Raw genomic sequence first — 21,929 nt, forward strand, 5'->3', positions numbered from 1 at the left:
TTTTCAGCGATATTCCCGTTCACACCTTCCATTTGAACTACTTCGTTCTTCTTTCCGGCCGTGATAAAAGTGTTATGTACATCAGGAAGCCGCTCTGTGTGAATGATATTCCTGCGCTGTTCAATGGTAACTTCTTTCAGGTCGAGTACTTTTTCAAAATCCTTTTTCTCCACCTGTCCATTTACACGAAAAGTGAGGGTGGTAAAAAGGAGAATGAGGAGGTAAAAAGCGAATTTCATTAGCAATCAAAAACGGTTTGTAAACAATGGAAGCGCAAGTCAATACCGCGCCGTTTCCGGATGGAAAGTTTTCCAGCTATGCCAGTATTCCTGGTAAGCATTGACGGGTTTGAGATCGTCGCCGGTACCTGCAATGCGATTCCCCAGTAAATTATAGGTTGCATTGTCGCTGTAAAGCGTGTCATTTTGCAGCCGAAGTTTCTCCTTATGTGGATTTTCAAAAGCGAAAAAGCTCTTTTTATCAGCAGCGAGCATGACGACTACCGGGGCCGATCCGACCTGATCCTGGATAAGCCGCTCCTTTTTAAGCCGGTTCCAGTCAAAAGCCTTGCTTCCGTCCCGGGTTTTTACACCTACTACCCACGATTTATCCTTCCACGAAAGCGAATCCGCGCGCGTCAGCATCGATTTGTTTTTCCCGCTTTCATACCGGCTCATCGAATCGTATTTAGCCTGGTAAGCCGGGTCGGGTTGCATGATCTTGCTGTTTGGATGGAGTTTGAGCCACTGCCTGAGGGAAGTTTGCGAACTGGTAATTTCGGGTAGTGTTTTACCTTTTAATGCACCTGCAATCGCCTCTCCATTTGCCTGCCGCCACCAGCTGCCTGTTGATTCATCTTCAAACATCGCATTGAAATGGTCCATTCCTACCAGCCTAAAATGCTCGTTCTTGCCATTTACAATAGGTTCAAAAACCCTCCCCGTGCGGCAAACCGTACAATAAGTAACCATCACCGGTTTCCCACCCAGACTATCGCGCACCTGATGGTGATAGCCGATGAATTGGATGGGATACGCTTTTGCTTCGCCATTCACGACTGCGCCGGTCACCAGCCTGTCTGCACCTACTTTATTGGCCGCCGCATTTTGCATTAACAAAGTACCCGGCTGATAAAACATGGTGTCTGCCGCCATTTCATAGTTGGTAGCATAAGTAATCCCGAGTGCTACCAGCAGCAGCAAGCCAGGAAGCCACTTCATCTTCGTCTTAAACACAGCCCCTGAACCAACCAGGATCATTGCCCAGAATGTAATGCGGAAAACCCAGCGCCAGGTATGCAGAAAATAAGCCAGGTCAATGCTGTTCATGCGCTGGCTGCCCGGCATCGGCATGATAAAATAGACCTTTGCGATTTCATATAGCAGGAAATGTAGCTCGACAATGCACCCTGGCTGATCCCGAAGCAAAATGAAAGCACGGCTGTTTCGAGATAGACGATGTTGGAAAAAGTGTTATTTGTCAAAAACAAAATACAGCACATCACCAGGCAGCCCGTGAACACGGCGGTCAACGTTTTCTTTTTGCCAAAACGATTGAGCAAAACACCCGAGAAAACGCCGCCAAGAATGCCGCCGGCACCGAGCAGGATCATGATCAGCCCGCGTTCCTTTTGGCCGTTTTCTCCGGCTGGAAGCAAAGTTTGCACCCAGGTAGGAAGCCACGAGAATATGCCCCAGAGCCCGATCAGCACCGACCCGAATATGACAGAGCCAGAGATCAGGTTGAGCCGGTTTTCACCTGTGAGCAGCTGCTGAGGCTTCTTTCCCGCAACTTTGAGGTCGCGCCATTTGGCAGATTCAGGCGCAAACATAAAAATGATTACCGCAGTAAGTACGGGAATGACACCAATCCCGAATGCACTCCGCCAATCGGAAAAAATCAGGTTCAGGCTTCCGGTTGTAACAATGCCGACAGGGAAACAAACCGCCAGGATACCCAGCATAACCGCCTTTGTTTTGTCGTCCCAAATCTCGGAAATGTAAACCGTGGAGATCAGCAAAACGCCGCCTACGCCCATTCCTGCAAAGAAACGGAATGCGACCAGTGTGTATAAATTGGGAACGATCGTAACCAGGCAGGTAAAAATTCCGTAAAGCGCGGTGACCAGCGCAAGCAATTTCACACGGCCAATGCGATCACTCACAACACCGAAAAACAAACCGCCGCACATCCAGCCGTACAGATACAATGCATTGATATAAGCACCGATTTCGCCCATTGCGGATTCACTTACCGGGCCGCCGCTCAATTCGGGAACAGCCACCGGCAAGAACACCGACATCAGCGTCGAAACTGTCCCGCTGAATGTATAGCTCACAAAACACAATGCGAATGCAAGCCATTTTCCGGAAACGCTTTCCGATTGAATACCTCTTATTTCGAGAGTTTGCATAGCTCGTGTGGTTATCTGAATAGCTGATCGAAATTCAAACTCACATAGTATAGCCCGCCCACAGCCGGCGATCCATATGCCTGCACGATATACTTGTTGGTGATGTTGGAGCCGCCGATTTTCACGATGGTTTTCAGCGAAGGAATGCGGTAGCTTACCTGTGCGTCGAGCAGGTTATAAGCCTGCACTTTCCCCGGGCGCATTTCGGTGAATGTACCGTACCAGTCAAAGCTGCTTTGCCAGTGCCAGGCTATGTTGAAGCCCAGTTTATCGGTCAGTTTTGGATTACCAAAAACCACGTTAGACTTCCATTCCGGTGTGTTGAATGCGGGAATATTGTTCGCGTCGGCGTCCCCGATATTGAAGTCGATCCAGGTTGCATTGGCGCTCAGCTTGTAGTTTTTAGGCAGAGAATACGTAAGTCCCGCACTCACACCCTGGATAGAAACCTGGTCGGCTGCATTGGTATACAACTGAAAAAGCTGTCTGTCGGCACCGAGCAGTTCAGCCGCCGCAGCAGGATTTACCGTTCCGTCCGGCAGCAGGATATCCGACTTTGCCCGTGCGACTACGGTATTGATCATAAAATCGGTATACTGACTGTAATAATAGTTGATATCAAACAGCAACCTCTTGCTTAACAAACCTTTGTAACCAATCTCGTAGCTTTTTACTTTCTCGGATTTGATGTAAGGCACATTGGATTTTACCAGCTTATCCTTGTTGTTCGCAACTGCCTGGGGGAATGGGATACCCTTTTGCATGTCAGCACCAAATGCATTCGCGAAAGCAGAGAATGACGCAATGGTCACTGAATTTTCATAAGCATTCAACCCTTGCGAGTTCACAGGCGCGCCTCCCAAGATGATGATCGGGCCTACATTCAGCTTGATGAACTGATCACTGACGGTAGGATTCCGGAAGCCGGTCTGGTATGAGGCGCGAAAATGATGGTTTTCTGTCGGAGAAAAAACAGCGGACGCGCGGGGTGTAAAGCGACCGTCGAAATTCTCATTTTTATCATACCTGCCCGACAATGTGAGTTTCAAACGCTCTTTCCACAACGATTTGGAAGCTTGCGCAAAAACGCCATATTCTTCATTCGTCAGGTTCTTGTCTTTATCGTCAAAAAGCGTCCCGCCGGTTTTCAGAAAATACTTCCTGTAATTTCCGCCCACCTGCAAATTGAAGATCTTCAATGCAGAGCTGAAATCGTACATTCCCTCAACGTGGCGCAGGCTGCATTCACTGAGGATACCCGCCCCGGACAAGCCTCTCGTTTTGATCAATGCATCTTTCGCACTGTCAAACTCGGAGCTGCCCGGCAAAATGCGTCCCTGATCTGCAAAGGCGCGGGCAGCATTGTGATCTTTTGAAACGATTCCCCCAAGTGCCCCATTGTAAGCGGCTGCATACCTTTCAAACCAAGCCGCGTCGGCTTTGTCGGGAGAAACAGTCGCGCCAGTCAGGTCTTTTACCCAGGTTCTGTTAATGTGCTGGCCAAGTGCGCGGGTATTGTACGAATTGGTAGAAAGCTCCTGGTTGGTGTAAGCTCTTACATAGAAATTGCTTCCGCGGAGTTCGAGTTTGTGTTGGATAAACTTAAAATCATTGATAACAAAACGGTTACTACCTGTATACTGAGCAGTTCCCTGGTTGAAATTACCCTGGTAAATGGCTTCCAGCTTGTCGGTAATGCGGTAATGCAATGCTGCATTCAGTTTGAGGCTGTAAACTCTGTAGGTAGCCAGGTCTTTTTCTTCGTAGCCTGTACGTGACACCCGCCCGATGTTCGGGAGTGTCTGAGCCACTTCGTCTCCGTAAATGTTCAACTGGTTTTTGCCCGGGTTGTTCGGGCCGCGGTTTGTTTCCGGCGTGTTAGGATCAATGTCGGTATAATTGTTTGCATACCAGTCAGTTCCTTTCAGGTAAGATGCATTGACTTTGAAAGCAAATTTATTGTTAAATGCCTTCGCGTACCGGATTGCCAGATCGTACATCGGCTTGGCACCCAGTCCGGTACCGTCGCCAATGTGGTTGACCCCGATCTTGGTTTGTGCACTTAGCCCCTGGTATTCAAACGGGTTTTTGGTGCGTGTATTCAGCATTCCATTGAATGCGATCGGACCATACAATGCAGACGCAGCACCGGGAATCAGCTCTGCGCTTTCCACATCGATATCGTGCGGCCCAAATAAATTTCCCATTGCAAAGCCAAGCCCGGAAGGTTGGTTATCCACACCGTCGACCAGCTGCAAAAACCGGCTATTTCCAGTAGTATTGAATCCGCGGGTGTTGATCTGCTTGTAAGTAAGGCTGCTCGTCACCATATCCAGCGATTTCATATTGATCAACCCGTCGTAATAATTAGCCGAAGGAGTCTGCTGAATGGCGCGCGCATCCATTTTCTCGATGCTCACCGGCGAGCGCAAAATACTTTCCTCCACCCGCGATGCCGTAACAACCACCTGGTTCAATTCCTCTATGGCAGGTACCAGGCTAATTTCCAGCTTATCGCCTGAAGTTACCTCTGCTTCCCGGCGGGCGTAACCTACCAGCGAAATCGCTAGCTTAGCTGGTAATGAGGTTGTTAATTCAAACAAACCTTCGGAATTGGTAACAGCACCGGTATTCTTTCCCTTCACTGAGATCGAAACGCCGGAAAGTGGCTTTCGCGATTCGCTATCAACTATTTGTCCCCGGATTTTAGTTGATTGCGCTACTGCTATTTGTGAAATGGCGATGCAAAAAAGCAGGGATAACAGGAGTAAATGTTTTTTCATACACAGAATTTTTAATAGTCAGGAAGGTTGATTTTGTTTTTTCAAATGATCGTAACCATTTGGCAATCTGTTGTAACCATGGTCTTTGAGTCGCTGACCAAGGCCCAGGTAAAAATGAGGATCAGTGGGAGCGACAGTCGCCATTCCGTCCACATAGCGGTTGTACAGGCAAAACAGGGCGGCGATCAGTACGGTATCGTGGATTTCCAAATCGGTAGCGCCCGCATTGCGTGCATTGATTACCGCTTCCGGGGTCACCGCTTTTCCACTGACCTGAACCAGGCGGGCGATTTTCAGGAGCGCCTTCATTTTTTCACTTACCGGCGCGGTATCGATATCCTGTTTCACCATTTCACAGGTTTCGTTCTCGCCAAGCAAAATGTCGGCAGCAGCGGTGTGTGCTGCCGTGCAGAATTTGCATTCATTATGGTGCGACACGATGGTTGCGATCAACTCGCGCTCACCTTCGCTCAGGCTGTTTTCTCCCCTTAATAAAAACTGGGTAAGCAAACGGATCGGGTGCGCCGTTTCTTTACTGTATTCCAGCAAGCCGGTAATGCCTGGCAAGTGGTCAGGCAGCGGAATATGTGGCATATCGAAAGTGCTTTTAGTCTTGAAGAACTGGAAACCTGACGTAACCTGTGTGGGCCATACGTTGTCCCATTTCACGATAGGCCTCATGCTCCTGAGGCGCCCAGGTACCCAGTCCGTCCACATAGCGGTTGAACATGCAAAAAGCCGCGGCGATCAGCACGGTATCGTGTATCTCCTGATCTGTTGCCTGCTCTGCTCTTGCATTTGCTACATCTTCCTCCCGCACTTCCTTCCCGCTTTGCTGCACTTTGGCTGCGATACGGAGCAAAGCGCGTAATTTCGGAGACACTTCGATTTGCCTGAAATCATTTTTGATGTCGTCAATCAAAGCCAGGTCACATTCCAGGTGCGCCATAGCGGCAGCGGCGTGGGACGTGTGGCAGAAATGACAATTGTTAAGATGTGAAACGTAAGCTGCGATCAGCTCTCTTTCGCCACTGGTCAGTGAAGAGCTGCTCCTTAGTAAAGTTTCGGCTAATAGCTGCAAAGGTGCTGCCGTTTCCGGCCTGAAATTGAAAAGTCCGACAATGCCCGGAAGTGATTCGTCGGGCAAGGTGATATGTGCCATTTTCGGAATGATCGTTTATAGTAAATAATTACTTGTCCCTTCCGGCAGATCGCAACATGAACAATCCTGCATAAACACAGTGGTTTGTGCAAAATCTTGGCTCAGATCTTCGGAATGGGGTAAATGGATTTACTATGCGCGATCAGGTGGCGGCGCAGGAATGGAAGCATGCCTTTCGGTTGTAAAGGCAGGTGTTGATGAAGAAATAATCAAATGGGAGGGAGTCCATTCAAGCACATAAAAGACGTGCTTTCTATCCTGGCCCATGTATTCTTTGAGGAAATTTTTGAGAATGCTGGAATGCTGGTCTTTGGCATTGTCCGACTGACCGGTAACCTGATCATTGATCTTGGAAACCAGGTCGGTAAACCTGTCACGGGCGGTTTGGTCCAGCTCGCAATGCACGTACATGGTGTCATTGAGCAACTGCTGGCTTTTCATCTGGTAAAACCTGCCTTCATGCCGGATCTGACCTTCCACGGATTCGGGCGTTTCCCAGTTGGTCTGATAAGGAACCGCCACAGGCACTTTGATCACAATATCCGCCGAGCTGGCCGACTGCTGGATCAGATCCGTATTCACTGCACCGATCTCATGCCGCTCCTCCAACAGGTAGACTATCGAATAGCCCACCATATTATAGAGCAAAAGCCCAAGCAGCATTATGGATAAAATCCTGCGCAATGTTTGAATAGGAAGAAAGATTGAACTTAGCAAAGTTAAAAATCCCCTGGAAGTATTTATATATACCAGAAGATTTTTTAAAAAATTCGGATGTAAATGCGTGAGGAATCTAGAATACGCCCTCTATTGATACTTACTTAACCTGATTTGAACTGAGTTATACGCTGCAAAAAAGCCGAATCCACCTTTTACATTAGAATACACCGTGGCAGGTTCGGCAAAAGGGTTGTCGGCATTATTCCTTGCTTCGAGAGACCGATTGTACTTATAGTAATGCTGATCTACATTCAATACCTCTAAAATCACACGCTTGATTTTCGTTTTGGGATATACTTTTATGGTTTTACCGTCGCGTATTTCCTCCTGTATCCTCGGCAAGGTGATTTTTCCTGTCGGCGAGGTAAACAGCGCGCCGTCCTGGTAGCTGTCACTTTGTAGTTTATTTTTCCCTTGCTGCCAATCCCAGTTGAATGGAAACAGGTAAGAGATCCGATTTTCAACGAGCTTCCCGGAACTTTCTTTCACGAGGATGCTATAATCAATATCCATTACTCCATCAACAACGTAGTAGTTTGTATCTCCGGGAATGTCCCGCCAGGTCATTTTCAAGGTAATGGCTGTATCCCTTATTGACCCTTCTTCAAAGACCAAAGTATCAAAAACATACGATGCTCTTTGCGGCGTCTTAGCAGGCACCGTGCACTGGGCCGTCACGTTTCTTTTTCCATCTGAAACTGACAATGTATATGTTTTTGAAGGTTCAATGGGGAACTTCGACTGCTCTAAACTATAAAGATTGTTTTCCGCATTGTAAGGGATCGTTACTTCCTTCACACCGTCAGTAATCCTGACAACTGCATTCTCAATTCTTTTACCCGTTGCTCCCGATTTGGAAAACAGAGGAACAGATTCTGTCACAATTACATTGATGTGTGATAATTGCGGCGCAATAACAGAGCTGATTACCAGCCTGGACTCACTCTTTGGAAGTTTCGCTTCCGGAATATCGTTCACAAAAGATTCACAGGAAGTCAACAGCAACCCTGCCGCCAGTATGAACAAGCAGGAATATAATTTCAGGTTTTTCATGGCTTAAAATTTGAAGTTGTAGCTTACGGAAGGAAGTACCGGAAAAAGGGAATATTTTTTCAGGCTGCGCTCTGTTACACCCGGAGATGTAACATTTTGCGAGAGGTCATAGAAAAAGGGATTTTTGCGATTGTATGCGTTATACACACTAACTTCCCATGTTCGCTCGTAACGTTTCTTTTTCTTGTGGAATTGGACAGAGAAGTCAAGCCGGTGAAAAGCTTCTGCCCGAAAATCATTTTTGCTGTCGAACTGCGAAATGGTCATTCCGCCTATGTTGCGGTTAAGCACTGTTTCAGAAGGATTATACCGACTGAAAAAACTCATTTCCATCGCGTTGTAGGTAGATGTGGGTACACTGAGTGCATTTCCGGTTCCATATACCCAGCTGGCAGACAATGTGACCCGTTTGCTCAGCTCGTAAATTCCGACAACGGATAAATCGTGCCTTCTGTCGTAGCGCGGGTGAAATACTCTTCCATTGTTCAACTCGGGAAACTTCCAGTAGATCCATGACAATGTGTAGCCTACCCAGCCTGAAAAGCGCCCGCTCTTTTTTTGAGCCAGGAATTCCGCGCCGTAAGACCAGCCGCTTCCCGAGGTCACATTATCTTCCCATTTAACGTCACTTGCATTCTCACCAGTGATCCCTATGAACGTCGCTCCTTCTTTATAGCCGAGGATATCATTCATATTTTTGTAAAAACCTTCGAGGGTAAATGTGAGCGCTGGCTTTTCAAGATCTTTTGCGAAGCCAAATGCAAACTGACTGGATTGTTGCGGCTTAATGCGGTCAGTACTTGTTACCCACAGGTCCGTAGGCAAGCCAAGCCCCGTATTCGATAAGAGGTGAACATACTGGTTCATTCGGGCGTAGGATACTTTGGCGGAAAAATCCGGGGCGAGTCTTAAAGCTGCTGAAAAGCGTGGCTCAGGGCGCACATAATCCTTTTCACGCGCCCGAAAGTAGCTTAGTCGAAAGCCTGCATTCATCTTTAAAGCATCAATTACCTGCCAGGTATCTTCGATATAAGCGCCGCCTTCCAATGAATGCACCTGCTCCTTTTTTGGAGCAATTGCCTCCTCGCTGTATGCTCCCTGCACGTTCATTGCTGAGGGTATGGATTTGTGAAAGGTGCCCTGCAAGCCAAATTTAATGGCGTGAGCAGCAACAGGATAGTAGTCAAAATCAGTTTTAAAGCTAAAATCCCGGATGCGCGAGCTGTAAGCAACACCTGACTCGCTCAACGTCCGCTCTTGTCCCGTATACTCCTTGAAATGGCTGCTTGTTTTAAAATAAAAATCGGTAAAGATGAGCGATGTATTCGCAAACAGCTTTCTGTTCAGGATATGGTTCCAGCGCATTGTCGCTGTCGCATTGCCCCAGGACATACCTGCCTGCATTTGAAAGTCCGTCAGTTTTTCCTTGACGATAAAATTATCACGTCCAAGGTACCCGCTCAGGTAAACCTTGTCTTTTGGTCCCAGATCATAATTAATTTTGGCATTCAGGTCATAGAAGTAATAACCTGGCTGAAAGGTGTTCTCAGATTTTTTATTCAAATGTTTAATTACCGGAGCTGACAGAATATCGATATAGGTTCTTCTTGCAGAGATAATGTAAGACGATTTACCTTTCGCCAGCGGCCCTTCCAATGTAACCCGAGAAGCAATCAATCCAATCCCGCCTTCTCCGTGCAGCTTGTCTTTGCTACCCTCTTTCATATTCATCTCCACCACAGAAGAGAGCCGACCGCCGTAGCGTGCAGGAAAACCGCCTTTGGTCATTTCCACATTCTTAATTGCATCACTATTGAATACCGAAAAGAACCCGAAGAGGTGACTTGCATTGTATACAACGGCGTCATCAAGTATGATCAGGTTCTGGTCCGGCCCGCCGCCGCGAACGTACAAGCCTGTTTGTCCCTCGGTACCTTTCTGCACGCCTGGCATTAGTTGGAGTCCTTTTAAAACATCCTTTTCTCCAAACAACGCCGGCATTCTTTTGATTTGGTCGATAGGAATACCAACTGTACTCATCTGCGCCGACCTGCTGACATAATCTTCCTGCCTCCTCGCGGAAATGACTACCTCTTCCAGTTGCCGGGCGGAGGAAAGAAAGACATTAACCTCGATATTTTGATTAGCCTGGATGCGGCGGTCGGATTTCTCATAACCAACAAGTGAATAGGATATGGTTACAGAGTCTGTTGGCGGGACAGTAAGTGAATAAAAACCATAGTTATTGGTAACTGCATTCGTGGAAGTTCCGGGTATATAAACATTTACTCCGGTCAGCAACTCTTCACTTCCCTGCTCCTTAACAAAACCGCTGATTGTTATACGTTCCTGCGCGAGTGCAAAGTGGAAAATAAATGCAGGCATATAATGATAGGTATTTTCATGATTTGAAGTGTGTTTGATGGAAAAGTATTGCCTCTGCCGGGCAACCCAAATACTATGGACATGAGTTGTCCAGCAGGCAATTGGAGATTGGCTGTGTTGATTGAGTATCAAACAGGTTTCATTTCTTGGTATCTACCAGCTTGAAGCGGGTTTCGTCGCGGAGGTAAGTTCCATCTTCAAGTTGAGCGTGTACCTGTAAGAGGAGACTAGAAGTTTTATTGATGTTATAAGTGAATGCAGTGTCAATTGACACGCTGATCTGTTTTTTTTCACACATTACCTTATTATTCAAGATAGATTGCTTGTCATTATCTAGCAGAATAATGTGATAGGAAGTAATTGATCCCGATTTAGGTTCTATTACTGCCTTAATGCGAATACTATCATTGTCTTGAATTAACTGCTCCTTTGTGGGAGAGGTTACAGTTATGTACGGTGAATCTTCCACCCAAACTTCCTTGTCTTTACAACCAATAACTAACAAGAATGCGGTAGAAAATGTGAGCACTAAATTCTTCGTCTTCATGGCACTTTGGTGTTTAATGAACAATAGAAACCCTCAACTTCTATTCAACGGCTTACGTAGCCGAAAGAAACAGACTTGATTTGGTGCTCTATCACACATTTCCATGCCTTTGCGCCACTATTACGAGACTCAGTTTTTTAAAGGTAGGCTGCGTCAAACGATCGGTAAATCACCCATCTTTGTTGACAGTTACATTGCTGAACTAATTACCCGATCAGGTGAAGTTCTGTACATAATGTGTCCAATAACAAAACTATCCAGCTCACAATCATGCCTTTCGTCAATTTCAACACCAAAAAAGTAGTCAAAATATGGGATGGGATTTATGGGACGCTGGCGCACTCGGAACAGCAGACTTTTGGCCATTTCACGATTGACAGCGGGACTGTACTGCCTGAGCACAGCCATTTTCACGAACAGTGGTGCCACGTGCTCGAAGGTGAACTTGAATTTGAAATACTCGGAGAAAAGAAGCTGCTCACAAGCGGCATGACTGCCTACATTCCTTCCAATGCACCACACTCCGCAGTAGCACATACGCAATGCAAAGTCATCGACTGCTTCACTCCCGCCCGCCAGGATTTTATTGAATTGGAAAATAAGACGGAGCCGACTCAGTAAGTAGCACGTCCGCCAGAAAGATCGAAGGTAAAGCCGGTAGTAAAGCTGTTTTCAGGGGAAACAATGAATGCGGCCATGTTCGCTGCTTCTTCCAGCGTGCCGCACCGTTTCATCGGGATTTTTTCTGTCATATACCGCACCTGCGCCTCCGGCATTGCGGCTACCAGGGGCGTTTGAATAACTGCCGGCGCCAGCGCATTGATCGTAATTCCGGTTTCGGCATACTCTTTCCCCTGTACTTTCGTCATGCCGATAATTGCCGCTTTTGAAGCAGAATAGGCCAGCATTCCTGCATTACCTTCCTTTCCGGCAATGGAAGCAACATGCAATATCCGGCCGTAATTGTTAGCCAGCATAAAGGGTAATACTGCCTTCGATGTGTAGAATGCGCTCATAAAATTCACATCCATCACTTTCCTCAGGTTCTCGCTGCTCACTTCGTGACTTTTCACCTGGGTTACGCCCGTGATCCCGACGCAGTTGATCAGGATATCTATTTTGCCGAAGCGCGCTATTACTTTCTCGATGGCCCGCTGCACTTGTAATTCGTCGGTCACATCTACTCCTATTACTTCCTCTTGCCTCTGATTTCCGACGAAATGTTCTAAAAGCCCAGTTTCATTCAGGTCCAGTAACCCCACACTTGCGCCATCATTTAAAAGTTTGTGTGCGATAACCAGCCCCAAACCGGAGGCCGCGCCTGTGATAACAGCTACTTGTGACTTGAATGGCATGTTGAGGGTAAGGTTGAGGTGATTGGGCCTGTTTATAAGTGCAAATAACACTTTTTTTACTTTCCTGCCTTCATGATGTAATCCGGATCAGGCACAAAAAAACCGGCTCCTGTTTTTGGATCCGGTGGGGTATATATGTAATGCGACTTTCCTTAATTACACCAGCTCGCTTTCATATTGCAATCCGATCTGCGCAGAAGGGAAGCTCACTACTTTGTTGAATTCTGAAACCGCCTGATTAACCTGCCGTTGCGAGATACCACTATATTCAAGAAGCAACATTTTTGCCTGCTGGGATGTGGAACGCTTCATTTTCCAGTATTGAGGATGATTTGTTCCGATCGGTGTGCGAAAGAACTTTTCTTTGGGTTCTTTAATTAAAACTTCGTATTCAGTATTGAACTGCGGATTGTCATTCAGGAAGTAACCTTTCACTACTACCTTAACTTCTCTGCCACTTTTAAGGTAAAAAATTTTCTCGTGTATCATAACGGTTGCGTTTAAGAATTTCGGATTGGTTGAATGTTCTGGCGACGGCGTAAAAACCCAAATATTTCATCAAAATATTCGTACCAGCTGATGAATTATATTTAATACAAACATTACCACACGATGTTGCTTTCCATTAAAATGTTTAGCCAGCGGTAGAATATGTTAGCCAGCGGCAAATTTTAAGGGAATTTTGGCCAAAAAACATCTACAACAAATTGACTTATAGGCCCTAAAAAAATTTCATTCAACAATGTGACCTATAAACTGAGCCGTATTGTCGAGAATTTTTCCTCCGCGCCGCAAGCCCAGTCCGCAGGCTTCCCCAACATGAAAAACACCCGCCTGGTAGCTCTTTCCCTCCTGGTCTGTTGGGAATTGCATATACTCCTGGTAGATTTTCTTTTGCTCGCCGTATTCGCCTCCCGCAGTTTCTATCACGTCGCCGCCTTTTTCCAATATCGATACATTCGCGCCCTCTCTTCCAAACAACACCTTACTCACCGACTGTTTGTGCGGGATCGCATACCGTTCAGTCTGCAACAAATGGGGATGGTACGGATACAGATCCCACAGTACCTTTAAAATGTACTTGGACTGAAAAAGCAATGCATATGCCGGATTGAGCACCACCGCCTTCCGGTTCCTGACAATTTCAGTCAGCATCGTAGCCAGCTCGGGCTCGTCGAAACCAATGTACTCCCAGGGAACCAGCTTAAACCAAAAATCGAATCGAATGAAATTGCCTGTTGTAGGATCCTGGAAGAAAATCCCTTCGCCATTTGAAAACTCAACATCATCTATATACGCAAACTCAGTATCAAACCCCGCCTCTTGTGCCGCCGCTGCCAGCACAGCCACATTCGTTTCGTCCTCGGGATAATCCCGCATGGTCGAAAAGAGTATAGAAGGTGTCAGGTCGGGGTTTACTTCTTTAAGGTACCTGAACTGATCTGCCAGGCTTTCGTATAAAGTATTGAATTGCTGCGCCTCATCCAGCCCGTTCATTCTCAGATGCGCCCATTGTACCACGGAAGTTTCAGGAATGCAGGTTGCGGTATCTGCATTGAACTCAATCAGTTTCACCTGATCGTTCCCGAATCCGCCAGCTAAATCAAACCGACCGTATAAATGAATATTCCGCTCATCTTCCCACGAGAGTTTGATCAACTCAATCAGGTTTTCGGGAATGCCGAGGTCTTTGAATAAGTGATTGTCGATCACATATTGACCGGCTTCCACAAACATTTCGTATAAAGTATTGGCCGCTGCGTAGTACTGCGCCGCCTGCTCCTCAGTGACTACCGCTACCGCATTCACCACATAAGGAACTGTGTCGGTACCCAACATCCAATCCCAGCCTGCATTTTGAAACGCCCGTTCGGGTCCGTCCACTAAAGTTCTAATCTCAACCATATTCCAATTTTTACCCGCCGCTTCTGCCTGACGACGATCTTCCAAAAAACCCTTTTCTGCCGCTGCTCGGCCTCGAACTTACTGTGCGTGTGGTACGTGAAGCGTCGACCTGCCTGAATGTACTCTGCGACTTGTCATACGTTGCCGGATTGCTGTAAAATCCCCGTGCCGAAGCCCCGCCCGCGTTGCGGTAACTGTTCATATATCCATTACTGGAATTGCGGCCGAGCAGGTAACCCATTCCGCCGTAAAGCAGCATGGAAGATAACCCGCTGTGATGCCCCACGTAAGACTGATTGGTACGGATTTCCTCATCAATAAGCGCCTTAGCTGCTTCGGGGCTCCATTTATCTGTATGTCCATCGAGGTAAGTCACGATTGCGCCTGAACTGTCGGGTGCCACGTTTTCCTCGTCGGTTATCTTGAACTCACCGGGTTTCACTTCCTTGATGTGCGACCGGATACCTTTGGTGTAACTTGTTTCTTCATAGCTGTAAGCCTCCTCGTCCTCCCGGTTGGAAGAACAGCTGCCCAATGTCATTCCCGAAAGCAACGCGATGGCGAGCGCACTGCCGATACTGATATCTTTCACATGCTTGATGAAAGAGCCTTTTTTGATTTGTGTCATATTAACCTTTGGTTTCTTTACTGACAATTCTTAAAAATACGCCTTTACCCCTCCTGCGCTGTGCATTATCTTGCGAGTGGCATGATTAAGTGTGTGTAAATCCCCTTTTACTTTACGAGCGGTTCTGTTAGTTATTGTTAAAAAACAAAGGCACAACCTGTGACCAGATCGTGCCTCATGTAAGTTACTGTATAAGAACTATGCCTTCTTTGCTATTTTTTCCAATGCGCCTACCAGCCTGTCCAGATCGCTCAGTTTGGTATAAACATGCGGGGTAACCCGTACGCAATGGATATTTTCCCAGTTAATGCCCACTGTGTGGATCTTGTGATCTTTCATCAGCTTGCTGTCCACTTCCTCGGGTTTCATTCCATCCACACTCACGCCGGCGATGGCGCAGGAAAACTCAGGTTTGAGAGAAGTATGGATTTTGACTCCCGGGATCTGCGCCGCTTGTTCGGCCCAGTATTTTTTCAAGTAATGAACCCTTTCCTGCTTGCGTTTTGAGCCGATTCCTTCCTGAAAATTGATCGCCTCGCCAATTGCCTGTTCAATGGGAAAACTTCGGGTACCCAGCGTTTCAAATTTACGGATATCCCCGCTTTTAGGCTGGCTGTTGCAAAGCAGCGGCCATATTTTTTCAATCTTATCCTTTTTGATCCACATCATTCCGCTGCCAACCGGCGCACTTAAAAATTTGTGCAGGCTGGTACCGAAGTAATCGCAGTCGAGATCAGGGATTTTATAGTCAAGCAGCCCGAAAGTATGTGCGCCATCTACTACCACTTCAATGCCTTTTGCATGCGCCATCTGACAAATCTTCTTCACCGGCATAATCTGTCCGACCCAGTTGATAATGTGGGTTACGTGGATGATTTTGGTTTTGGGAGTGACCGCATCCGCGAATGCTTTTACGATCTGATCGTCATTTTCAATGGGAAAATCAAAAGATAGCTGCTTGTAAACCAGCCCGTCACGCATTTGGCGCTGCTTCCAGGCCTGGATCATATTCGGGTAATCCTGAATGGTACCGATAATTTCGTCGCCCTTTTCCAGCGGCAGACCGAAAATAATGGTATTCAATGCCTCTGTCGCATTTCGGTTGATCGCAATCTCTTCGGGATTACAGCCTGCTAATCCTGCAAGTCGCTGGCGCAGCGGCTCGCGGCCTTTATCCATAATGCGCCACATATAGTAAGAAGGACCTTGCGCGGCGGCTTTGTTGTATTTTTCCAAAGCTTCCTGCACTGCGATCGGAGAAGGCGACACGCCGCCATTGTTCAGGATGATGATCTCACTTTTGCTGGCTGTGTAAGCATCCTGGATCACCGACCAGTAATCTTCATTATCGTTGCTGTCGGCTTTCCAAAACTTCTCTGCATCACTGAAATTTTCGGCATGAATTTCATTGAAAAGGCTGTCGATACCGAAGGCGCCCATACCGAGGGCGGCGCTCTTTCTGAAAAAGGACCGGCGATTGTTCATAAAAGTGGTTTAGGAAGTGGTAATTGAGTCAGCTACAATTTATTAATAAAATGCAGCAATCCCAATCATTCCATCTCCGGGTCACTTTTCACGATGGATTGCAGCATCCATTCATAAGTATTGTAAGGCTCCGGCATACCCAGACTATCCAGTTGCAGGTACATCAAATGCACGTGCGTGGGCGACCTTTGTTTGTATGCATTGTAGCCGCTCCTGCCCATTTCGGCTATTTTGTCGCCTGCTTTCACGCTTTGTCCGGGCTGTACTTCTACGATATTGTTGTGGGCGTAATAGAAAAGTCCGTCTAGGCACGGATCGTAAATCCAGATCCAGTTGCCGCCCCGCAGCTCACTATCATACTTCCAGCCGGTTTCTGTGGCCAATACAATGCCTGAGGTAAATGAAAGTACGTCGATAGGTTTCCAGGTGCGGTCGTCGAGGTTATCCTGGTCTTTGTCGCGCACGAAAAGGTCATGGGCGGGGTGACTGCCTGCTACTTCCCTGTCGAAGAGGTCAAAACCATTCGGGCGGTAGCCTCTTCCCCTGGAACCTACCGATTCGCGGGGCAAATATCCTTTGACAGGATACACGAAATAAGCAGAGTCAATTCCGCGGCAGGTATCCGGTCGTACCGACTTCCTGATGTTCATCATCACTTCGGAAAATGCTTTGCGGGCCGAATCTGGCGAAATTGCTCCGTCCCTGATATCAAGCTGGATCTGGTTGAATGCGGCGCAATAGGCTGCCAGATCTTCGGAAGATTCACTTTTTTTGATAAAAGCCGAAACACTGATGATCAACAGCAAGCCTGCCGCTCTTTTTATTGTCATCAAAAATAAAGTTGTCATGAAATTCATTCGCCACTGCCTGCTTCAACCGGGTAGTTGCCTGTTTTTACAAATTATATCTTACAAATGTATTTCTATTTACATTAAAAAGGATTTATGCTTTTCTTTAAACCAGTAACACTAAAACTGAAATCAAATGCAATACCGTCGTTTTGGACGCACTAATTGGCAGGTGAGCGAGATAGGGTATGGAATGTGGGGCCTTGCAGGCTGGACCGGCTCCGACCGCAAGGAAACTGATGATTCACTAGAACTGGCAGTAGCATCGGGCGTTAACTTTTTTGATACCGCCTGGGGTTATGGCGAAGGTTTGAGCGAGCGGATACTAGGTGAGCTGATCAAGAGAAACGCAGGTCGCAAGCTTTATGCTGCTACTAAAATCCCGCCTAAAAACCGCCAGTGGCCTTCCCGGCCCGAGTTCACACTTCGTGAAGTTTTCCCGGCCGATTACATTATAGAATATACCGAAAAGAGCTTGCAGAATCTTGGCACAGAGCAAATCGACTTGCTGCAATTCCACGTCTGGGAAGATTCGTGGGCGCAGGAAGATGAATGGAAAGAGGCAGTTCAGAAGCTCACGCAGGAAGGTAAGGTAGCCAGCTGGGGGATCAGTATCAACCGCTGGGAACCGGATAATGCACTCGAAACCCTGAAAACCGGGCTGATCGACGCTGTGCAGGTGATTTACAATATCTTTGACCAGGCGCCGGAAGACAACCTTTTCCCGCTTTGCCGCGAGCTGGATATTGCCGTGATCGCCCGCGTACCTTTTGACGAAGGTACATTAACAGGTACTTTAACAAAAGATACTGTATTCCCCGCTGACGACTGGCGCGCCACTTACTTCGTCCCCGAAAACCTGAATTCGAGCGTAGACCACGCGGAAGCTTTGAAGGCAGATATTCCGGCTGGAATGACCATGCCGGAACTTGCATTGCGCTTCATCCTCAACAATCCCGACGTACATACGACGATTCCGGGAATGCGGAAGCTGCCGCACGTACGCTCCAACGTAGCAGTGAGCGACGGAAACCTGCTTTCATCAGAGGTAGCAGAAAGAATGAAAAATCACCGCTGGGACCGCAAACCAACAGAATGGTCGCAATAGCATAAAAAAACCGCCTCGGATATCGGGGCGGTTTTTTTATGGGCATTCAAATGGATTAACGATACAATTTGCTGTCAATCGAATACTTGCCCGGGCCTGTGAAGAACAGGGTAAAGTAAGTGATCAGAAAGGAAACTCCATGCTCCTTCTTGTCAAAAGAATCCGGACCATGAACGATGAAGACAACTACCAGCATCGTAAAAATGAGCGGGATCAATGCAGCTCTTGTAAACAGTCCGAGGATCAGGAGAATAGAACACCCGAATTCAGCCAAAATCGTCAGGATGTAAGATAGTTCCTCCCCTATCCCGATCGGGTCGGCAAAAGCATGATCGCCGCCCAGGTAACCTGAAAGTTTGGCATATCCGTGGGTCAGCATCAGGCAAGAAATACCAACACGCAGGATTAACACGCCGAAATCCGCCGACGCAGGCAGCTTAATGGGTTTTAAAAAACTTTTTAGCATGACTCATTTTTAGTGTGAATAACCGACAGCCACAACATCCTATGTGGCCTCAAATTTCTTTTCGCAGCAAAATAAAGGAATTCTCAGATTACTTGGTCTCGAAATAATTTCGTGCTGCCTGTGGAATGAATTTTTACATGTCAAGTTAAAATTTTAGATTTACCTAAAATATAGATCAGGTTTAGTTAAATAGATATTTAGAACACTTTATGAAGCTACGCATACTATTGATTTTCATTGTACTCAGTGTGTCCGCCCGGGCGCAGCATACATTAAGTGGGAACATTTCACTAGAAAATGGAAAGGAAACTGCTTTTGGCGCTTCGGTTTACATTGACCAGCTAAAAACGGGTACAACCGCCGATACGCTGGGAAATTTTCGCATTCCCAAAATTCCTTCCGGCGTATATACCATTCGGGTAAGCTACATTTCAATGCCGACCATCGTCGAAAAGAACGTCCATATAGAACACGATTTGGTGAGAAACTTTGTGATGAAATCAGGCGCAAATTCACTTGATGAAGTGGTAATAAGCGGCACGATGAAGGAAGTTTCCAAACTGGACAGTCCGGTACCGGTGGATATTATCACAGCCAAATTCATTTATAAAAACCCTGTTCCAAGCATATTTGAAGGACTTAGCTATGTTAACGGCGTGCGGCCTCAACTGAACTGCAACGTCTGCAATACCGGCGATATCCACATGAACGGGCTCGAAGGTCCATACACAATGGTACTGATCGACGGAATGCCGATGGTAAGCGGACTTTCTACTGTATACGGATTATCCGGTATTCCGAACAGCCTGATCGACCGGGTAGAAATTGTAAAAGGCCCGGCTTCGACACTCTATGGTTCAGAAGCTGTGGGCGGGCTGATCAATATTATTACCAAAAATCCTTCGAAGGCGCCAGTATTTTCGGCAGATGCATTCAGTACCAGCTGGCTGGATTACAATCTGGACCTCGGTGTTAAACTTTCACCTGCGCAAAATGTGAATGCGATTTTAGGGGTCAATTATTTCAATTATCAAAATCCCCTTGATAAAAATGGGGACGGATTCACTGATCTTACTTTACAAAACAGGATTTCAGTTTTCAACAAATGGTCATTTAACCTCAAAAACAACAAACAAGCCAATGTTGCCGCGAGATACTACTATGAAGATCGCTGGGGTGGACAGATGAACTGGAACAAATCGTACCGCGGGGGCGACGAGGTGTATGGCGAAAGCATTTATACTTCCCGGTTTGAGTTACTTGGCAATTATCAGCTTCCGACGCAGGAGAAAATCACACTTCAATATTCATTCAGCTCGCATCACCAGAACTCGGTTTACGGGAATGTACCCTTTCTTGCAGATCAGAAAATCGCATTCGCGCAGTTGCTTTGGGACAAAGAAATCGGCAAACATAACCTGCTGATCGGCTCTCCTTTCCGATATACTTTTTACAATGATAACACCACCGCAACAAGGTACCTCGACGGGCAGGATCACGCCGACAAGATTTACCTGCCGGGTTTCTTTATCCAGGATGAGATCAAAGCGGGCGCACATGCATTGCTCCTGGGCGCGCGATATGACTATAACAGTCGCCACGGAAGCATTTTTACGCCTCGCGCCGCTTACAAGTTCAAGTTTAACCAGACAGACGTGGTCCGGCTCAATGTGGGCCGCGGCTTCCGGATTGTTAATTTATTTACCGAAGACCACGCTGCATTGACTGGTTCGCGGCAGGTAATTGTGAAAGAGGCGCTCAATCCCGAGCAGAGCTGGAATGCAAACCTGAACCTAGTCAAAAAGATCGTGACGGGCAATTCATTTGTCGGACTCGACGCGTCGCTGTTTTACACACATTTCACCAACCGCATTTTGCCAGACTACGATACCGATCCAAACCAGATCATTTATGACAATCTCGACGGGTACGCCGTGTCAAAAGGTATCAGCCTGAACCTGGACTTTAACTTTTCGTTCCCGCTGAAAATAATCGCGGGTGGGACTTTAATGGACAATTACCAGGTTGAAAACGGATCAAAATTCCGGCCTGTCTTAACCGAAAAATTGACAGCTGTGTGGTCGGTCAATTACGAGATCCAAAAGGCGGGAATTTCATTCGACTACACCGGAAATATGTATGGACCAATGCGTTTGCCAGTATTAAGTGAGACGGATCCGCGGGCGCGGAGATCGCCGGTGTGGTCTTTGCAAAATATTCAGGTCACCAAGAAGTTTGACAATGGCATAGAAATTTACGGGGGTGTCAAAAATCTGCTAAACTTCACGCCACCTGCGAATTCCATTGCCCGATCCAATGATCCGTTTGACAAGAAAGTACAGTTTAACGAGCAGGGACAAGTGATTCCCACACCTGAAAATCCGTATGGACTTACCTTCGATCCCTCTTACGTTTACGCTCCGAATCAGGGGCGCAGGGTCTTTCTTGGAATGCGTTATACCTTGCATTAAACCACCTCGATGGTCGGGTCAAAAAATGGGAAGAAGTGGCTTGTTTATGATTTTTCAAAGAGTAAAAACATATACAGTATTGATATTCATTGATTTGAATATAGATTGATTGTATATTTGTCTCATTAATTATTTAACACTACTTAGTTATGGCATTAACGAAACAGTTTGTAAAGAGTAAATCTGTTTACAAAGTAACATTTACAGTTCCTGCTGAGGCTGCTGCCGAAGCGAAAAAAGTTGCACTTGTCGGAGAGTTTAATGAGTGGAATCCAGAGGCACTTGTACTTAAAAAGCAGAAAGACGGATCATTCAAAACGAGCCTTGAACTAGGTGCAGGCGAACATCAGTTCCGCTATATTCTTGACGACGAGAAGTGGGAAAATGACTGGGAAGCAGACAAATACGTCCCAGCTGGCGTAGACGAAGCTTCGGAGAATTCAGTGGTTGTTTGCAGCTAATTTGGCTGTCGGCTGTCGGCTGTCGGCTGTCGGCTGTCGGCTAAAAAAAGGAACCCGGAGTAATGTATACTTCCGGGTTCCTTTTTTTGTCACCCTGAGCGCAGTCGAAGGGCACGTGCGAGAAGTTACTGCATATGCC

The 21,929-nt window shown here is 46.8% G+C and carries 20 protein-coding genes and 1 pseudogene; 4 read left to right on the forward strand and 17 right to left on the reverse strand.

Annotation, left to right across the window (positions count from 1 at the left end; genetic code table 11):
* The 10 genes and pseudogenes from ACTIE6_RS23000 to ACTIE6_RS23045 all read right to left on the reverse strand — a co-directional run.
* Positions 1 to 239: pseudogene (locus ACTIE6_RS23000) on the reverse strand (TonB-dependent receptor); the annotation flags it as partial.
* 39 nt (positions 240 to 278) lie between these two features.
* On the reverse strand, positions 279 to 1,352 hold the full coding sequence (locus tag ACTIE6_RS23005; RefSeq protein ID WP_439558862.1) for a DUF3179 domain-containing (seleno)protein: 1,074 nt from the start codon (positions 1,350 to 1,352) through the stop codon (positions 279 to 281).
* Positions 1,325 to 2,413 (reverse strand): MFS transporter, encoded by a 1,089-nt coding sequence (locus ACTIE6_RS23010; protein ID WP_439558863.1) that lies wholly within the window; start codon positions 2,411 to 2,413, stop codon positions 1,325 to 1,327. Before ACTIE6_RS23010 ends, ACTIE6_RS23005 begins: the two co-directional genes overlap by 28 nt.
* A gap of 11 nt (positions 2,414 to 2,424) precedes the next feature.
* Entirely contained in the window at positions 2,425 to 5,196 is a 2,772-nt protein-coding gene (locus ACTIE6_RS23015; RefSeq protein ID WP_439558864.1) for a TonB-dependent receptor, read from the reverse strand.
* Positions 5,197 to 5,214: 18 nt separating this feature from the next.
* Positions 5,215 to 5,790, reverse strand: a complete 576-nt coding sequence (locus tag ACTIE6_RS23020) for a carboxymuconolactone decarboxylase family protein (RefSeq protein WP_439558865.1) — start codon at positions 5,788 to 5,790, stop codon at positions 5,215 to 5,217.
* A 13-nt stretch (positions 5,791 to 5,803) separates the two neighbouring features.
* A complete protein-coding gene (locus ACTIE6_RS23025) occupies positions 5,804 to 6,358 on the reverse strand; it encodes a carboxymuconolactone decarboxylase family protein (RefSeq protein ID WP_439558866.1) in 555 nt (184 codons plus the stop codon).
* A gap of 132 nt (positions 6,359 to 6,490) precedes the next feature.
* Positions 6,491 to 7,021, reverse strand: a complete 531-nt coding sequence (locus ACTIE6_RS23030; RefSeq protein ID WP_439558867.1) for a hypothetical protein — start codon at positions 7,019 to 7,021, stop codon at positions 6,491 to 6,493.
* Positions 7,022 to 7,165: 144 nt separating this feature from the next.
* Positions 7,166 to 8,131 carry a DUF4249 domain-containing protein gene (locus tag ACTIE6_RS23035; RefSeq protein WP_439558868.1) on the reverse strand — a complete coding sequence of 322 codons (966 nt, stop codon included), beginning with the start codon at positions 8,129 to 8,131 and terminating at the stop codon, positions 7,166 to 7,168.
* A gap of 3 nt (positions 8,132 to 8,134) precedes the next feature.
* Positions 8,135 to 10,516 (reverse strand): TonB-dependent receptor, encoded by a 2,382-nt coding sequence (locus tag ACTIE6_RS23040; protein ID WP_439558869.1) that lies wholly within the window; start codon positions 10,514 to 10,516, stop codon positions 8,135 to 8,137.
* A 139-nt stretch (positions 10,517 to 10,655) separates the two neighbouring features.
* A complete protein-coding gene (locus ACTIE6_RS23045; protein WP_439558870.1) occupies positions 10,656 to 10,814 on the reverse strand; it encodes a hypothetical protein in 159 nt (52 codons plus the stop codon).
* Between the two features lie 486 nt (positions 10,815 to 11,300).
* Here ACTIE6_RS23045 and ACTIE6_RS23050 point away from each other — a divergent pair, with 486 nt between their 5' ends.
* A complete protein-coding gene (locus ACTIE6_RS23050; RefSeq protein ID WP_439558871.1) occupies positions 11,301 to 11,684 on the forward strand; it encodes a cupin domain-containing protein in 384 nt (127 codons plus the stop codon).
* Here ACTIE6_RS23050 and ACTIE6_RS23055 read toward each other — a convergent pair.
* The 6 genes from ACTIE6_RS23055 to ACTIE6_RS23080 all read right to left on the reverse strand — a co-directional run bounded on the left by ACTIE6_RS23055 (position 11,678) and on the right by ACTIE6_RS23080 (position 17,266).
* Positions 11,678 to 12,418, reverse strand: a complete 741-nt coding sequence (locus ACTIE6_RS23055; RefSeq protein WP_439558872.1) for an SDR family NAD(P)-dependent oxidoreductase — start codon at positions 12,416 to 12,418, stop codon at positions 11,678 to 11,680. The two genes, ACTIE6_RS23050 and ACTIE6_RS23055, sit on opposite strands and share 7 nt — an antisense overlap.
* A gap of 156 nt (positions 12,419 to 12,574) precedes the next feature.
* Positions 12,575 to 12,907: a hypothetical protein gene (locus ACTIE6_RS23060; protein ID WP_439558873.1), complete on the reverse strand. Its 333-nt coding sequence runs from the start codon at positions 12,905 to 12,907 to the stop codon at positions 12,575 to 12,577.
* 243 nt (positions 12,908 to 13,150) lie between these two features.
* The gene (locus ACTIE6_RS23065; protein WP_439558874.1) at positions 13,151 to 14,323 is read right to left on the reverse strand and encodes a glutathionylspermidine synthase family protein; all 1,173 of its coding nucleotides are present in this window, start codon (positions 14,321 to 14,323) and stop codon (positions 13,151 to 13,153) included.
* Positions 14,324 to 14,333: 10 nt separating this feature from the next.
* Positions 14,334 to 14,951 (reverse strand): hypothetical protein, encoded by a 618-nt coding sequence (locus tag ACTIE6_RS23070; protein ID WP_439558875.1) that lies wholly within the window; start codon positions 14,949 to 14,951, stop codon positions 14,334 to 14,336.
* 198 nt (positions 14,952 to 15,149) lie between these two features.
* Positions 15,150 to 16,436, reverse strand: a complete 1,287-nt coding sequence (locus ACTIE6_RS23075) for an aminotransferase class V-fold PLP-dependent enzyme (protein WP_439558876.1) — start codon at positions 16,434 to 16,436, stop codon at positions 15,150 to 15,152.
* Between the two features lie 65 nt (positions 16,437 to 16,501).
* Complete coding sequence (locus ACTIE6_RS23080; RefSeq protein WP_439558877.1) at positions 16,502 to 17,266, reverse strand: M23 family metallopeptidase; 765 nt, start codon at positions 17,264 to 17,266, stop codon at positions 16,502 to 16,504.
* Between the two features lie 154 nt (positions 17,267 to 17,420).
* On the opposite strand from ACTIE6_RS23080, the gene ACTIE6_RS23085 reads away from it, so the two are divergent.
* Complete coding sequence (locus ACTIE6_RS23085; protein WP_439558878.1) at positions 17,421 to 18,392, forward strand: aldo/keto reductase; 972 nt, start codon at positions 17,421 to 17,423, stop codon at positions 18,390 to 18,392.
* A 55-nt stretch (positions 18,393 to 18,447) separates the two neighbouring features.
* Here the strand turns inward: ACTIE6_RS23085 and ACTIE6_RS23090 are convergent, their stop codons facing one another.
* The gene (locus tag ACTIE6_RS23090; RefSeq protein WP_439558879.1) at positions 18,448 to 18,858 is read right to left on the reverse strand and encodes a DoxX family protein; all 411 of its coding nucleotides are present in this window, start codon (positions 18,856 to 18,858) and stop codon (positions 18,448 to 18,450) included.
* 209 nt (positions 18,859 to 19,067) lie between these two features.
* On the opposite strand from ACTIE6_RS23090, the gene ACTIE6_RS23095 reads away from it, so the two are divergent.
* Positions 19,068 to 21,329, forward strand: coding sequence for a TonB-dependent receptor (locus ACTIE6_RS23095; protein WP_439558880.1), 2,262 nt, complete (start codon positions 19,068 to 19,070; stop codon positions 21,327 to 21,329).
* Between the two features lie 149 nt (positions 21,330 to 21,478).
* Positions 21,479 to 21,790 (forward strand): isoamylase early set domain-containing protein, encoded by a 312-nt coding sequence (locus ACTIE6_RS23100; RefSeq protein WP_056291297.1) that lies wholly within the window; start codon positions 21,479 to 21,481, stop codon positions 21,788 to 21,790.
* Positions 21,791 to 21,929 lie beyond the last annotated feature (139 nt).

The organism is Dyadobacter sp. (assembly GCF_051859145.1).
Lineage (GTDB): Bacteria > Bacteroidota > Bacteroidia > Cytophagales > Spirosomataceae > Dyadobacter.

Bases quoted from the DNA above. Each gene is read 5' to 3' on its own strand.
- ACTIE6_RS23030 (WP_439558867.1), bottom strand. From the start codon at position 7,021: ATGCTGCTTGGGCTTTTGCTCTATAATATGGTGGGCTATTCGATAGTC.
- ACTIE6_RS23100 (WP_056291297.1), top strand. From the start codon at position 21,479: ATGGCATTAACGAAACAGTTTGTAAAGAGTAAATCTGTTTACAAAGTA.
- ACTIE6_RS23095 (WP_439558880.1), top strand. From the start codon at position 19,068: ATGAAGCTACGCATACTATTGATTTTCATTGTACTCAGTGTGTCCGCC.
- ACTIE6_RS23025 (WP_439558866.1), bottom strand. From the start codon at position 6,358: ATGGCACATATCACCTTGCCCGACGAATCACTTCCGGGCATTGTCGGA.
- ACTIE6_RS23010 (WP_439558863.1), bottom strand. From the start codon at position 2,413: ATGCAAACTCTCGAAATAAGAGGTATTCAATCGGAAAGCGTTTCCGGA.
- ACTIE6_RS23005 (WP_439558862.1), bottom strand. From the start codon at position 1,352: ATGCCGATGCCGGGCAGCCAGCGCATGAACAGCATTGACCTGGCTTAT.
- ACTIE6_RS23080 (WP_439558877.1), bottom strand. From the start codon at position 17,266: ATGACAATAAAAAGAGCGGCAGGCTTGCTGTTGATCATCAGTGTTTCG.
- ACTIE6_RS23070 (WP_439558875.1), bottom strand. From the start codon at position 14,951: ATGACACAAATCAAAAAAGGCTCTTTCATCAAGCATGTGAAAGATATC.
- ACTIE6_RS23015 (WP_439558864.1), bottom strand. From the start codon at position 5,196: ATGAAAAAACATTTACTCCTGTTATCCCTGCTTTTTTGCATCGCCATT.
- ACTIE6_RS23035 (WP_439558868.1), bottom strand. From the start codon at position 8,131: ATGAAAAACCTGAAATTATATTCCTGCTTGTTCATACTGGCGGCAGGG.
- ACTIE6_RS23020 (WP_439558865.1), bottom strand. From the start codon at position 5,790: ATGCCACATATTCCGCTGCCTGACCACTTGCCAGGCATTACCGGCTTG.
- ACTIE6_RS23040 (WP_439558869.1), bottom strand. From the start codon at position 10,516: ATGCCTGCATTTATTTTCCACTTTGCACTCGCGCAGGAACGTATAACA.
- ACTIE6_RS23060 (WP_439558873.1), bottom strand. From the start codon at position 12,907: ATGATACACGAGAAAATTTTTTACCTTAAAAGTGGCAGAGAAGTTAAG.
- ACTIE6_RS23090 (WP_439558879.1), bottom strand. From the start codon at position 18,858: ATGCTAAAAAGTTTTTTAAAACCCATTAAGCTGCCTGCGTCGGCGGAT.
- ACTIE6_RS23065 (WP_439558874.1), bottom strand. From the start codon at position 14,323: ATGGTTGAGATTAGAACTTTAGTGGACGGACCCGAACGGGCGTTTCAA.
- ACTIE6_RS23055 (WP_439558872.1), bottom strand. From the start codon at position 12,418: ATGCCATTCAAGTCACAAGTAGCTGTTATCACAGGCGCGGCCTCCGGT.
- ACTIE6_RS23085 (WP_439558878.1), top strand. From the start codon at position 17,421: ATGCAATACCGTCGTTTTGGACGCACTAATTGGCAGGTGAGCGAGATA.
- ACTIE6_RS23045 (WP_439558870.1), bottom strand. From the start codon at position 10,814: ATGTGTGAAAAAAAACAGATCAGCGTGTCAATTGACACTGCATTCACT.
- ACTIE6_RS23075 (WP_439558876.1), bottom strand. From the start codon at position 16,436: ATGAACAATCGCCGGTCCTTTTTCAGAAAGAGCGCCGCCCTCGGTATG.